The 13,374-nt window shown below is 60.9% G+C and carries 12 protein-coding genes; 6 read left to right on the forward strand and 6 right to left on the reverse strand.

Annotation, left to right across the window (positions count from 1 at the left end; all coding sequences use genetic code 11):
* Window positions 1–216: 216 nt before the first annotated feature.
* From ACIOMR_RS24280 to ACIOMR_RS24290, 3 genes are read left to right on the forward strand one after another with little or no spacing between them, the layout of a single operon-like run.
* Entirely contained in the window at window positions 217–876 is a 660-nt protein-coding gene (locus ACIOMR_RS24280; protein ID WP_003214364.1) for a paraquat-inducible protein A, read from the forward strand.
* Window positions 863–1,486, forward strand: coding sequence for a paraquat-inducible protein A (locus ACIOMR_RS24285; RefSeq protein ID WP_003214366.1), 624 nt, complete (start codon window positions 863–865; stop codon window positions 1,484–1,486). Before ACIOMR_RS24280 ends, ACIOMR_RS24285 begins: the two co-directional genes overlap by 14 nt.
* Window positions 1,479–3,782 (forward strand): PqiB family protein, encoded by a 2,304-nt coding sequence (locus ACIOMR_RS24290; protein ID WP_177047085.1) that lies wholly within the window; start codon window positions 1,479–1,481, stop codon window positions 3,780–3,782. The genes ACIOMR_RS24285 and ACIOMR_RS24290 overlap by 8 nt, the downstream gene beginning before the upstream one ends.
* A 170-nt stretch (window positions 3,783–3,952) precedes the next feature.
* Here ACIOMR_RS24290 and mksF read toward each other — a convergent pair whose 3' ends face one another.
* The 3 genes from mksF to mksB are packed head-to-tail and all read right to left on the reverse strand — an operon-like array spanning window position 3,953 to window position 8,764.
* Window positions 3,953–6,793 (reverse strand): Mks condensin complex protein MksF, encoded by a 2,841-nt coding sequence (gene mksF, locus ACIOMR_RS24295; RefSeq protein WP_401196812.1) that lies wholly within the window; start codon window positions 6,791–6,793, stop codon window positions 3,953–3,955.
* Window positions 6,790–7,497 (reverse strand): Mks condensin complex protein MksE, encoded by a 708-nt coding sequence (gene mksE, locus ACIOMR_RS24300; RefSeq protein ID WP_003214375.1) that lies wholly within the window; start codon window positions 7,495–7,497, stop codon window positions 6,790–6,792. The genes mksF and mksE overlap by 4 nt, the downstream gene beginning before the upstream one ends.
* A complete protein-coding gene (gene mksB, locus ACIOMR_RS24305; RefSeq protein WP_003214377.1) occupies window positions 7,487–8,764 on the reverse strand; it encodes an Mks condensin complex protein MksB in 1,278 nt (425 codons plus the stop codon). The genes mksE and mksB overlap by 11 nt, the downstream gene beginning before the upstream one ends.
* 206 nt (window positions 8,765–8,970) lie before the next feature.
* On the opposite strand from mksB, the gene ACIOMR_RS24310 reads away from it, so the two are divergent.
* Both ACIOMR_RS24310 and rimI read left to right on the forward strand, forming a co-directional pair.
* Window positions 8,971–9,708 carry a hypothetical protein gene (locus ACIOMR_RS24310; protein WP_003214379.1) on the forward strand — a complete coding sequence of 246 codons (738 nt, stop codon included), beginning with the start codon at window positions 8,971–8,973 and terminating at the stop codon, window positions 9,706–9,708.
* The gene (gene rimI / locus ACIOMR_RS24315) at window positions 9,701–10,153 is read left to right on the forward strand and encodes a ribosomal protein S18-alanine N-acetyltransferase (protein ID WP_003214382.1); all 453 of its coding nucleotides are present in this window, start codon (window positions 9,701–9,703) and stop codon (window positions 10,151–10,153) included. The genes ACIOMR_RS24310 and rimI overlap by 8 nt, the downstream gene beginning before the upstream one ends.
* 73 nt (window positions 10,154–10,226) lie before the next feature.
* On the opposite strand, the gene ACIOMR_RS24320 is transcribed toward rimI, so the two are convergent.
* Window positions 10,227–10,631: a hypothetical protein gene (locus ACIOMR_RS24320; RefSeq protein ID WP_003214383.1), complete on the reverse strand. Its 405-nt coding sequence runs from the start codon at window positions 10,629–10,631 to the stop codon at window positions 10,227–10,229.
* Between the two features lie 150 nt (window positions 10,632–10,781).
* Between ACIOMR_RS24320 and can the strand changes: the two genes are divergently transcribed.
* Complete coding sequence (gene can, locus ACIOMR_RS24325; RefSeq protein ID WP_003214385.1) at window positions 10,782–11,426, forward strand: carbonate dehydratase; 645 nt, start codon at window positions 10,782–10,784, stop codon at window positions 11,424–11,426.
* On the opposite strand, the gene ACIOMR_RS24330 is transcribed toward can, so the two are convergent.
* Both ACIOMR_RS24330 and ACIOMR_RS24335 read right to left on the reverse strand, forming a co-directional pair.
* Complete coding sequence (locus ACIOMR_RS24330; RefSeq protein ID WP_003214386.1) at window positions 11,423–11,947, reverse strand: hypothetical protein; 525 nt, start codon at window positions 11,945–11,947, stop codon at window positions 11,423–11,425. The genes can and ACIOMR_RS24330 overlap by 4 nt on opposite strands.
* 171 nt (window positions 11,948–12,118) lie before the next feature.
* On the reverse strand, window positions 12,119–13,288 hold the full coding sequence (locus ACIOMR_RS24335; protein ID WP_177047080.1) for a hypothetical protein: 1,170 nt from the start codon (window positions 13,286–13,288) through the stop codon (window positions 12,119–12,121).
* Window positions 13,289–13,374 lie beyond the last annotated feature (86 nt).

Below are 13,374 nucleotides of genomic sequence, written 5' to 3' on the forward strand. Positions count from 1 at the left end.
ATGGTAGTGTGGGGTTTCCCCATGTGAGAGTAGGTCATCGTCAAGATTAAATTCCAGAACCCCTGATTGCTTATGCAGTCAGGGGTTTTGTTTTGGGCGGTCGGAAACTTTACCGACATGCTCGATATACAGCGGCACCCCGACAAATTTGCACAGTTATTTCTGAACCAGAACACTAGAATAGGCACCTAATCTTTTTTAGAGTCCGAGCCCTATATGCCCGACCCGGTTGATGCCCTTGAGGCGTCAGACTTACCGCTGGACGAACTCGTGGCATGCCATGAGTGCGACTTGTTGATGCGCAAGCCGGAGCTTGCCCGCGGTGAGAAGGCCCAATGCCCGCGCTGCGGCTACGAGCTGTACGCTCACCGCCACAACGTCGTTGAACGAAGCCTGGCGTTAGTGCTTGCGGCGCTATTGTTGTACGTCCCCGCGAACTTTTTACCCATCATGCAGCTCAATCTACTCGGGCAGTCCTCGCAGGACACCGTATGGACCGGCGTCGTCGGCCTGTTCGACACCGGCATGCAGGGAGTCGCCGTGGTGGTGTTCCTCTGCAGCATGGGCATTCCATTGCTCAAGCTCCTGTGCCAACTGGCGGTATTGCTGAGCATCCGCTGGAACATCGGCCGTAGCTACGGTCTGCTGTTTTATCGCATCTACCATCATCTGAAAGACTGGGGGATGCTCGAGGTCTACCTGATGGGCGTGCTGGTGGCGATCGTAAAGCTGGCCGACATGGCCACCATCACCGTTGGGCTGGGCCTGGCCTGCTTCGTAAGTCTGTTAATGGTCCAGATACTGCTGGAGGTGGTCATGTCACCTCACCAGATCTGGGAAGCGCTGTCAGGAGAGGATGCTCATGCGGGCGATTGATGCGGGCATTCTGATCTGTACCGAATGCCACGAACTAAACAAACAAGACCCGGACACCGACGAGCAAACCTGCACCCGTTGCGGCGCGCTGGTCCACGCCCGTCGTCCGAACAGCCTGACGCGCACCTGGGCGCTGCTGATCACGGCAGCCATCTTGTACATCCCGGCCAATTTGTTGCCGATCATGACCGTAAGCTCCCTGGGCCAAGGCGATCCGAGCACCATCATGTCCGGCGTGATCCAGTTGATGCAGCACGGCATGTTCCCGATCGCCGCTGTAGTGTTCATCGCCAGCATTCTGGTGCCCACCTTCAAGCTGGTGGGCATCGGCTTGTTACTGTTTTCGGTGCAGCGTCACCAGCCACTTTCCGCGCAACAACGCATTATCATGTACCGCTTTATCGAGTTCATTGGCCGCTGGTCCATGCTGGATATCTTCGTGATTGCCATCCTGGTGGCAGTCGTAAACTTTGGGCGACTTGCCAGTGTCGAGGCCAATCTCGGTGCCGTAGCGTTCGCCAGTGTGGTGATCTTGACGATGCTTGCCGCAGTAACTTTTGATCCCCGACTGATTTGGGATAACACGGAGTCGGACGACGACCATGAGTGATTTGCCTAAGGCTAAAACCCGCCCAGCTTCAAACTGGTCGGCCATTTGGGTGCTGCCCCTGATTGCCCTGATCATCGGTGGCTGGTTGGGATGGCGTGCGTACAACCAGCAAGGCATCGAGATTCAGGTACGCTTTGAAAGCGGCGAAGGCATCCAGGCCAACAAGACCGAAGTGGTCTACAAAGGCATGCCCGTGGGTAAGGTCAAGACCCTGGCCCTGGATGACGAAGGTAACAATCGCGGGGTGATTGCTACCATCGAGATGAACAAGGATGTGGAGCAATACCTCAAGACCAACACCCGCTTCTGGCTGGTAAAACCAAGTGTCAGCCTGGCCGGGATCACCGGCCTGGAAACCCTGGTCTCGGGTAACTACATCGCCGCCAGCCCAGGCGATGGTGAGCCGACGCGCAAGTTCAAGGCCCTGTCCGAAGAACCGCCTTTATCCGACGCCAAGCCCGGCCTGCACCTGACGATCAAAGCTGATCGACTCGGCTCGCTGAACCGTGGCAGCCCGGTGTTCTACAAGCAGATCCAGGTCGGCCAGGTCAAAAGCTACCTGCTCTCCGAAGACCAGACCACCGTTGAAATCAAGGTTTACATCGAGCCGACCTACGCCAGCCTGGTGCGCAAACACACGCGTTTCTGGAACGCCAGCGGCATCAGCATCGACGCCAACCTTTCCGGCGTAAAAGTCCGCAGTGAATCCCTGGCCAGCATCGTTGCCGGCGGTATCGCCTTCGCCACGCCGGAGAACCGCAAGGACAGCCCACCGACGGACCCGAGCCTGCCGTTCCGCCTTTACGAAGATTTCGATGCGGCCGCGGCGGGCATCAAGGTCAAAGTCAAACTCACCGACTTCGAAGGCCTCCAGGCGGGCCGCACCCCGGTGATGTACAAAGGCATCCAGGTCGGCAGCCTGAAGACCCTGAAGATCGACCCGGACCTGTCCAGCGCCAATGCCGAGTTGACCCTCGACCCACTGGCCGAAGACTACCTCGTCCAGGACACCCAATTCTGGGTGGTCAAGCCGTCTATCTCCCTGGCGGGCATCACCGGGCTGGAAGCGTTGGTCAAAGGTAACTACATCGCCATCCGTCCCGGCGACAAGGGCACCGCGCCACAACGGGAGTACGTCGCCCGGGCCAAGGCGCCGCCACTGGACCTGCGTTCCCCCGGCCTGCACATGGTGCTCTTCACCGACAACCTCGGTTCCCTGGATGTCGGCAGCCCGATCCTCTACAAGCAGGTCAAGGTCGGTTCCGTGCAGAGCTACCAGTTCTCCCGCAAGAACAAGCAACTGGTGATCGGCGTCCATATCGAGAAAGAATACGAAGGCCTGGTCAATGGCTCGACCCGTTTCTGGAATGCCAGCGGCGTGACCCTGACCGGTGGGCTTACCGGCGGCATCCAGGTGAAAAGCGAATCCCTGGCCAGCCTGATGGCGGGCGGTATCGCCTTCGAAACCCCGGAGCCGAATGTGCCGCTGAAAAAGCGCATCCCGCGTTTCCGTCTGTTCCCGGATCGCGAAGCCGCCAACCAGCACGGTACGTTGGTGACCATCAAGGTCGACCGCGCCGATGGCCTGCGCCCGGGTACGCCAGTGCGCTTCAAGGGCCTGGACGTAGGCAAGATCGAAAGTGTCGACCTGAGCGCCGACATGCAATCGGTGCTGCTCAGCGCGCGTATCACCCAGGTGGCCGACCGCATCGCACGGGCCGGCAGTCAGTTCTGGGTGGTCAAGCCTGAACTGGGCCTGATGAAAACGTCGAACCTGGAAACCCTGGTGACCGGCCAGTACATCGAAGTACAGCCAGCGACCAAAAGCATCGGCCCACAGAAGAGTTTCGTCGCGCTGGACAAGCCGCCAGAAGCCGTTCATCAGGAGGAGGGCCTGAGCCTGGTACTCAGCGCCGCACGCCGTGGCTCGTTGAAGGAAGGCGTTCCGGTCACTTACCGCGAAGTCACCGTAGGCAAAGTTACCGGCTACGAGCTGGGCCAGACCGCCGACCGTGTGCTGGTTCACATCCTGATCGAGCCCAAGTACGCGCCTCTGGTGCGCAGTGGCAGCCGGTTCTGGAACACCAGCGGCTTCGGGCTCGACTTCGGCTTGTTCAAGGGCGCGACTGTTCGCACGGAGTCCCTGGAGACCCTGGTCGCCGGCGGCATCGCCTTTGCCACGCCGGACGGCGAGCGTATGGGCAACGCTGCACGGCCCCAGCAGACCTTCCCGCTGTTCGACAAGTTTGAAGATGAATGGCTGACCTGGGCGCCTAAAATCCCACTCGGCAAATAGACCGAGGCGCGGCCTTCGCGAGCAAGCCCGCTCCCACATTTGACCCAGTTCCCATTGAAGGAACCCGATTGAATGTGGGAGCGGGCTTGCTCGCGAAGAGGCCCTCAAAAACACCAAAAAAAGGCCGCGATCCAGAAGATCGCGGCCTTTTTGCATTTCAGCGCAACTGATTAAACCTCATCCAGCTCCGGCTCATCCGCCTGCACATTCACCGTCGCCTTCACCACATCGTGACGACGGATGTACTTCCAGTCCGCTTCATCAATGTAGATCCCGTTCGGCCCGCTGCCGCCTTCCAGGTCGATCGCCACCTGGGCGGAAACCTGCGGCTTCACACTCGCCAGAATCGGCACGAAGCCCAGTTGCAAGCTGGTCTCCAGCAATGCCGCCTGGTTCTTCTCATCGATGTCCGCGGCTTCATCGAGGTAGTACGGCAGGCGCACACGACCGGCCTGGTCGCGGTCCATCAAGTGCAGCAACAAATACATGTTGGTCAGCGCCTTGATGGTCATGGTGGTGCCGTTGGAGGCGGCGCCATCGATGTCGGTGTGAATGATCGGCTGGCCGTTGACCTTGGTGATCTCGAACGCCAGTTCGAACAAGTCCTTGAGGCCCAACTGGTTATGGTTGGCCGCAACCAGGCGCGCCAGGTATTCCTTGGCTTCCTCGTTCTTGTTGTCCTGCTCGGCGCTCTGGCCCAGATCGAACACCGACAGGGTTTCGCCTTCTTCATACTGACCGGCACTGTGGATGATCTGGTCGATATGCTTGAGGGCTTCCTTGTTCGGCGCGAGCACGATGCGGAAGCTCTGCAGGTTGGACACCTGGCGCTTGTTGATCTCACGGTTGAACAACGCCAACTGGTGCTCAAGGCTGTCGTAGTCGCTGCGGATATTGCGCAAGGTGCGCGCGATATCCGTGACCGCCGCCCGCCGGGCCTTGCCCAGGGTCAGGGCTTCATCGGTACGGTGCGCGTAAGCGTTGATCAGCAGGTGCAGGCGGCGCTCCATATCGTCTTCACTGTCGAACTTGGCCACGCCCTTGAGGCGCACCTGTGCGTACAGCGCGTCGATCTGGCCATCAGCGCGCAGCAGGCCTTGCCAGCTGTCCTGGTAGTCATTGAGCAGCGGCAGCAGGTTGTCCATGGAATCGTCGACCGGGTCCATGAACGGCGTACCAAACGGCAAGTCTGCCGGCAGCAACTGGCGACGACGCAATGCGTCATCCAGGGTGCGCTGCTTGGCTTCCATATCACCAATCTGCCGGCCTACCAATTGCAGCTTGGCCGACAGTTGCTGGACGCGCTCGGTAAACGCATCGCTGGAGCGTTTCAATTCGTCCTGGGCCGCTTCCATCTGCGCCAGGCTTTCCAGCTTCTCGCCTTCCTCGGCGCTCAGGGTTTGTGCACGGCGGAAATCTTCCAGCGCCTTCTGCGCGTCCAGTACCTGTTGGTACAGCGCTTCAGTCTGGGTCTTGCTCGCCGCGCGGTCGGCCGCCACGGCTTGCTGGGTTTTCAGTTGCTTGAGTTCTTTTTCCAGACGCTCTTTCTGGTCGCGCAACGCGGCGCGGTCAGCCAGTGCCTGCAACGCCGGTGGCTCGATGTGCGAGATGTCGATGGCCAGCCCCGGCACTTCAAAACGCTCGCCCTTGAAGCCATCAAGGATCTGCTCCAGGGATTTCACCCACAGGCCGTCCTCGTCCAGCGTGATGCCATGCTCACCCAGCGGCAAGCTGAACAGCGAACTGTTGAACAGGCGCATCAGACGCTCGACATCCTGCTGCGAGAATTCTTCCCGCAGCTTGGCGTAGCTGTTGTTGTCGGCGTGATCGAGTTGCTGCTTCACCGACTTCAGGCGTTTTTCCAGGTCCCGCAGACGTTCGTCCAGATCCTCGGCGCTGAACTGACGCGACTGCGCCAAGGCCCCGGCCAGTTCATCGTGAGCATCCTTGGCGGCCAGCAGTTGCTGCTCCAGCACCTTGACGTCATCCACCAGCGCGAAGCGGTGCTTGAGCACTGACAGCTCACCCAGCCAGCGCTGAATCCCGCTGATTTCCCGCTCCAGGCGCATCAGCTCCTGAGTGCCGCCGCGCTGGTCGTTCTGCAGCGAATCCTGCTCGTTGCGGTAATGCTCGGCCTGGATCGTCAGTTCTTCCTTGCGCGCACTGGCGTAGTCCGACCAGGTGCCCAGCAACGAATCCAGCAGCGGTGACAGGCGATGCAGCTTGCCCCGCAGAATGTCCCGCTGCTTCACGCCGTTGGCCAAGGCTTCTACCAGGGGGCCGGCAGCCACCAGCGAGTTGTAGTCCTGCTCCATGCGTCGTACATCGCGGAAGGCTTCTTCGCACGCCGCGATGTAATCGACACTGCCGGAACGCAGGCTGTGTTCGAACGCATCCAGAAACAGCTGCTTCAACTTGGCCGCGGTGATTTCCCGCATGTGCAGCAAATTGATAAACAGCGCGCGGAAGGTCTTCAGGCTCTGCTCGCTGGTGGAGCGCAGCGGAATCAGGGTCAGGTCCAGCGGGATCGACGTATGGCCGCCCACCAGCAAACGCCGCAGCTCATCGGGCTTGAGCTCATAGGCTTTCAGGCCTTCGCGCTCAAGGTTGGTGAACAGCTCTTTCTGGCGCAGGCAGGTGTCGTTCTTCTGGTAGTGCGCCAGGTCCAGCTTGCCGGCGTAGGCAAAGAACTGGTGACCGAAACCACCGCCCGGGCCGCGACCGACCACGCCGATCACGTGCGGGCCATGGGGAAGCGAGACTTCCACGAGGATGTAGCTGGTGTCGGTGGCAAAGTAGAAACGCCGGGATTGCTCCAGGGTGTACTTGCCGAAACTCATGTCCGACATGCGCGCCAGAATCGGGAACTGCAAGGCGTTGATCGACGCCGATTTGCCAAGGTTGTTCGCGCCGTACACCGACAGCGGTTCTTCCAGCGGGAACAGGCCCAAGCTGTAACCGGCGGTGTTCAAAAGGGCGAAGCGGCGAATGCCGTAGCGTTCCTTGCTCATGCGTCGGTCTCCTGTTCTTCGGCAATGGCGCGGGCCAGGGCGTCTTCTTCGCTTTCTTCTGCAAAGTCACTCAAGTCCAGCGGGTCATCGGTCTTCAGCAGTTTTTCATCGCTGTCTTCGTCGATGATCACCGGGGCCGGCAACGGCAATACGCTGTGGATGCTCGCGGCCAGGTCGCGGTCTTGCTGGACCGAGAGGCACACATCGAGGAAGCGGTGCATCGGCGGCAGGAAGCGGTAGATGCCGTTCTCTTCACCGGCAAAACCCAGCTGGGTCATGCGGCGCATGATTTTTTCTTCCAGTTCCTCGACGGTCTGCACTTCGGCCTGGATAAACAGGTCGCGGTACTTTTCCAGCAACGACGGTAGTTCGTCACGGCCCAGGCTGCCACCGTCGAGCACGGCGATCGGGTCGCGGCCCTGGTCGGCCAGGTGCTCGACGATGATGAAGGTGAACAACGCCAGGCGCTGGGCGGTCTTGTTGACCTGCGCGGCGGCCACGGCCGAGTCCGGCACGAAGTAGTAGAAACCCCGCGTGTCGCACACCAACTCAAAGCCCAGGGCCTTGAACAACGTGCGGTACTGGTCCTGGAAGTTCGACAGTTGGGCGTACAGCTCCGGGTCGCGGCGGCTGACGTGGTAACCCTTGAACAGCTCGCGAAAGATCGGCGCCAGCTGGGACAGTTCGGATAGATCAAGATGCATGAGGGGTGCTCGCAGAATTCCCGGCCGTATCAATACTGGCTGGAAGCAGGGCGAATGAGCGCAGGCTGACCTGGTGCTCGTGAGTGTGGTAATCCCGTCGTTCCAGACGTTCACGCTTGAAGCGTTTTTCCCGCGACAGGCGTGAGAACCAGTACAGCAACTCGTCGGTTGCGCCGTCCGGTTCCTGCTCCAGCAGCCAGGTCATCAGGTCCGGCATCGGCAGCGCGTCTTCACAGCGCTCGAGCATTTCCTTGACCGTGCGCGGTGCGCGAGGGGCTTCGCCCTTGTGGGATTTATGCGCCTTGGGGAAACGCGCCGGCTTCGGTTCGAAGTTGGCCAGGGCGTACACGTAGGCTTCGACCTGGCTGGCACTGCCAAGAAAGGTGCTTTGCGGCCGGGTGAACATCGGCATCGCCGCTTGCGGCACCGCGTCCAGGCCCTTGCGGCGAATCGCCGACAAGGCCAGCGCCGCGCCACGGGTCACGGCGTTGTGCCGGCGCGCTTCTTCCCGCAACGGCAGCAGCAGTTCCCGGGCGTGACGCAAGGTCAGTTGGGCGCTGGTCTGCATTTCGAGGATGCGCGCGTGGGTGCGCAGCAGCATGTCGTCATCCACCAGGTGGCCGAGGCGCTGCTGCTCGGTAAGCATGCGCAACAGTACGTTTTCCACCTTGCGCACGCCCTGTTCGAAGGCGCCGTCGGCGTTCACCAGTTGAATCATCGGCTCGACGTATTCGTCCCAGGTCGCCAGTACTTCGGCGTAGCGCTGGCGCAACGGGATCTGCCGGTCGCTGGTCTTGGCGCGATCGGCCACGGCAGCGAGGGCCTGTTCGTCGTTGGCGAGTTTTTTCAGCACGTCGCGCACGCGCATGTCCAGCAGGCGCAATTGGCGCGCCAGGTCATGGCCGTCGCGGATGTCGAAGGCGTCCTGGATATAACCCGCCAGGCGCTCAAGGTGGCGCAGGTAGGCTTCGATTTCCAGGCACAGGCCTAGCCGGTGCTCCTTGCGAAGATACGCCAGGAAGTCGTGGATCTGTGCGTTGAGCTCGAAACGGTTCGGGCTCTTGGCGACAGGCACCAGGATATCCAGGCGAATCCACACGTCCAGCAGGCTGGTGATGTCCTGTGGCGTGCTGTCCAGTTGTTGGGCGGCCAACTGGGCGCGCAGTTCGCTGAGGCTCAGGGTGCCTTGGTCGAAGTGTTCGCACAGTGGCTCAAGCAGGGCCCAGTGTTCGGCGAGGGCGCGCAAGACGCGCTTGGGTTCGATCATCGGAATGGCCGGCTGGTTAGCGATTAAAAGCAGCGATTGTACTGCATCGGTGCCGGGATTTATCCACAGCCGGTCGTGAGGCGCTCACCGGAACGATCAACTGCGGGCGATCTTCGTCGAAGGGCGGTAGAATCCCTGTTCTTTAGTTATCCACAAGTGGCCGACCTTTGCTTATCGAGTCCCGACGTCGCGCTTACTTGACCGCCATGCAGGTGGTCAACTGGCTGCCGCGCACTGAATTACCGTTCGCCGCCCCTTCGCGGCCCGAGCTGCTGGAGGCCCCGGAACCGTTCGAGGCTTTCGAGCCTTCGGGTGAGGAGGCGGCTGCGCCGGTGCCGCTGGTCAAGCCCGTGGCAGAAACCCCGGTGGTCCGGCCAAAGGTCGAAGTGCCGCGCCCGTCGCCGGTGGCCAAGCCGGTCGTCGCCGAAGAGGCGCCTGCCGTGGTCAAGGCTCCGGTCGTGCCGCCGCCACGCTTTGCCCTGCAACTGCTGCGGGCCGGGCGTTGCCTGCTGCTGGTGGAGTTACCCACAGGCGAGCGCTTCCAGGCCCGCGACCCGGCCTATCTGCTGCTCAAGGACATGTTGCGCGCCGCCGGCCTGCCCGACAGTCCGCAAATCGTTGGCGAGCCGGTGCGCTGGCCGCTGCTGGCCCGGGGCACCATGGACCAGGGCCCGGAAGCTGCACGGGATTTTGTGCAAGGTTTTGTCTCGGCGCGCCTGGAAGACGAACCCTGCGTGTGCCTGTGGCTGATCGGCCTGCCCGCCGTGCGTTTTGCCGGCGAAGCGAATGCCGAGGCCTGGTACCGCGAACTGCAGGTCGAAGGCCTGGGCTCCGTCTGGGCCCTGCCGGGCCTGGAACTATTAATGGAAGAGCCACAGCGTAAGGCTGATGTCTGGCAAGCCATGCGCCGGCTGATGGCGCGCTGGAAAAGTACCGATGAGTGAAGCTTTATCCTTCCGCCCGATGACCGAGGCGGACCTCGACGCTGTACTGAAGATCGAATACGCAGCGTTCAGCCACCCCTGGACCCGCGGGATTTTTCTCGACGGGCTGGGCAAATACCAAATCTGGCTGATGTTCGAAGGTGAGCAGCAGGTGGGTCACGGGGTGGTGCAGATCATCCTCGATGAAGCGCATTTGCTGAACATCACCGTCAAGCCGGAAAACCAGGGCCGTGGCCTGGGCTTGAGCTTGCTGGAGCACCTGATGTCCCGGGCCTACGAGGCCAAGGCGCGGGAATGTTTCCTGGAAGTGCGCGACAGCAACACCGGCGCGTTCCGGCTGTACGAGCGTTATGGTTTCAACGAAATTGGCCGTCGGCGGGATTATTACCCCGCCGTCGGTGGCCGCGAAGATGCGGTCGTGATGGCCTGCACCCTGGTCGACTAAACACAGGGCCCAATGTGGGAGCGGGCTTGGTGGGAGCGAGCAAGCCCGCTCCCACATTCAGTTCGGCAGGGTGTCAGCGGTTGCCGTCTACTGGATCGATATCGGCCAACTCGGCCTCATCCAGGCCATTGCCGCCGCCGATCTCGTCTTCATCGACGATACTCAAATCGTAATCCGCCGGATGGTCTTCACCTGCTTCCTGCGCATCCCGCGCACCATCCTCATGGATCAGCGTTTCCGGGCTCATGTCATCATCGGTTGAATCATGATCGTCAGTGGAAGCACCGGTCATCCCGGCTTCGCGCACCCGTTCGTCGGGCATCAGGTGCTCACGCTCCCGAGGCGGAATTTCGTCGCCGATTTCCGCAGTCGGCTCCTCCTTGTCAAAATCCAGCTCGCGCATTTCGCCCATGCGATCTTCGTTGTCATCAATCGGTTCCGGCTGTGTAGCGCCGTAGGGACGTCGTGATTCAGTCATGGCGATTCCTCATACTGTGGGGCTTATAGTGTGTGGACAGGCATGGCTCCCCAAGATTCAAGAAATTGCCGCCGGCTATCTTTATTGTTGGCGTGACCCGGACGGGCGGTCGAGTGTCAAAACTGCGCATCATTCCTGAGGCTTTCCCTGATGAACGAACTACAAGACTTGCTTGATAACAACGAACGCTGGGCGGATGCGATCAAACAGGAAGATCCCGAATTCTTCGCCAAGCTCGCCCGCCAGCAAACCCCGGAATACCTGTGGATCGGCTGTTCCGACGCCCGGGTACCGGCCAACGAGATCGTCGGCATGCTGCCTGGCGACCTGTTTGTGCACCGCAACGTGGCCAACGTGGTATTGCACACCGACCTCAATTGCCTGTCGGTGATCCAGTACGCAGTCGACGTGCTCAAGGTCAAACACATCCTGGTGACCGGCCACTATGGCTGCGGTGGCGTACGAGCTTCGATGCAGGACAACCAGTTGGGCCTGATCGACGGCTGGCTGCGCACCATCCGTGACCTGTACTACGAAAACCGCGACGTGCTGGCCCAGTTGCCCACGGAAGAGGAACGCGTAGACCGCCTGTGCGAACTGAACGTGATCCAGCAGGTGGCCAACGTCGGCCACACCAGCATCGTGCAGAATGCCTGGCACCGCGGGCAGAGCCTGTCGGTTCATGGCTGCATTTACGGGATCAAGGACGGCCGCTGGAAAAGCCTGAACACCACCATCAGTGGCTTCGAGCAATTGCCGCCGCAATACCGCCTGCGCCCGCTGGGTGCGGTCTAAGGGCTTTTGCGTTCGCGCCACTGCTCCATGAATTGCTGACCCTCGGGATTCAACGGCTCCTTCATGCCGGTGATCCAGCCCCGACAGTTGAGCTCGCCGCACTGGCAGCGAAACTGTCGGAACAATACGTCCTCGGTGTGGGCGTAATCCATGGTCAGCAGGGCACCAGCGGGAATGGGCTGAACGGACCACAGTTCCAGGTACGTCATGTCGAGAAACGCGTTCGGGTTGCATGAATGCGAAAGCAGGCCGCTGAACCAAGGGTCGTACAAGTGGATACGCGAGGACATCTGCACCGTATGCAGGCGCCGCTCATTCAATGCGTAGCCGGACACCCTGGCGATACACAGGCGGCTGTCAAAGGCGACGCGGGTCTTGATTCCGTCGCCTGAACCGTCTCGGGTACGCACCACTTCATAGTCGCGAGCGCGGGGGTAGCCGTGTTCGGCGAGGGCGGTCGCGAACGGGTAAAGACACTTGCTCACAGCGGTTTTAGCCTTGTCCATGGCTTGAGTTTTCATGACTCTCCAGGAGGGGCTGCATCGACCTGCCGGTGGTGTCTTGACTGCCAGTCTTGCAGCGGATGGGCGCGGCTCAAGACTCGCTTAAGTGGGAGCCAATTTCTACTGTCAAATCTGACAGTAGAAATTGGCTATCTTTTATGTAGGAAAACGCCCTTCTGGCAGCCTGCTTCAGAGCGCCGGTGCTTCAATCGCCGGTTCTGGCACTGCGCTTTTCAATTGCCTCAGCTGGGTTTTGATCGCCGGCTGGGCACACTTGGCGTTCGCTTGATCGGGCGTCAGCTCGCGGATAGAGGTGTAGAACAGTTCGCAGGTCTGCTCCTTGCGCGTTACCTGCCAGGTGTTCATGCAGCCTTTGAGCTGCACATTCGGATCGCTGGCGGGCTTCTGGCCCATCGAGGCCTGCCAGCAGGCGGCGCTCAAGTCCTGGCCCATCACCTTCAAACCGGCCTCGTCGGCCTTTTGCTCGTCACCGTCGTAGGTGTCGGGGTTGGCGGCATACCAGATGTAGCTCGGGTGATTGGCGCCCAGTACGGCGACCTGGCTCCCGACGGCCGGGCTGATTTGCGCCAGGCCCAGTACGGCAACGGTTTGCCCGTATTGCTGCTTGATCCAGCTGCGCACCGGCGCGCCGAAGGCCACCATCGGCAACGCGCCGCCCGCGTGCTGGCTCAGCTCCTTGACCATCCGGGTCTGGTAGTCGGTGAAGTAACCGTAGACGCCTTCCAGGTCCTTGCCCGCCGTGGCTGGGGCGGCGATCGGGGCGATGTCGATGATGGTCTGGTATTCCGGCGTCTGGGTCGCCGGGATGCCGTTGGCCGTGAGCAAGGTCGCCCAGCGGTCGGTGGTGGCCGACTCCAGGTAGTCCTGGAAGTGGGTCAGGGAATAATCCGGCGGGAAGTGCAGCAGCTCGATGCTCTTGCGGTTTTCCAGGGCCATGCCCAGCGGCAGGAACAGGTACCAGTTGAACTGCCATTTGCCATCACCATTGAGTTTGCTGGCGCCCTGGTAAGCCAGGTCGGCGGTATCGAGCAAGGTGGTCAACGGCTGGCCATAACCGTCTGGCACGCCGCTGAACGTGGCCAGCACCTGGTCATGCTCGGTTTTGACGCTGACTTTGCCCCGGCTGTAACCGTCGCGTTGCAGGCTCTGGTTCAGGTAGTGCTCGACGGTCTGTTCCAGCGTCCAGGGACGAAAACAGATGACGCTGCAATTGTTCGGGTACGCGAACAACTGGGTGACCCGTTGCGGGGTACCCAGCGGTACGGTGATATCAGCCTGTACGACCGCACTCAAGGTCAGTGCGGCCAGGGTGAAGGACAACCTGGTGAGTTTGAACATGGATGGTTCCCTGTCAGCGAAAGCCCGTCTGCGCGGGGTGAATGCCCACCCTCACACAGTAGCGGTTGACCGGGAAAAGCGCGTAG

This window comes from Pseudomonas sp. NPDC087814 (genome assembly GCF_044742865.1).
Taxonomy (GTDB): Bacteria; Pseudomonadota; Gammaproteobacteria; order Pseudomonadales; family Pseudomonadaceae; genus Aquipseudomonas.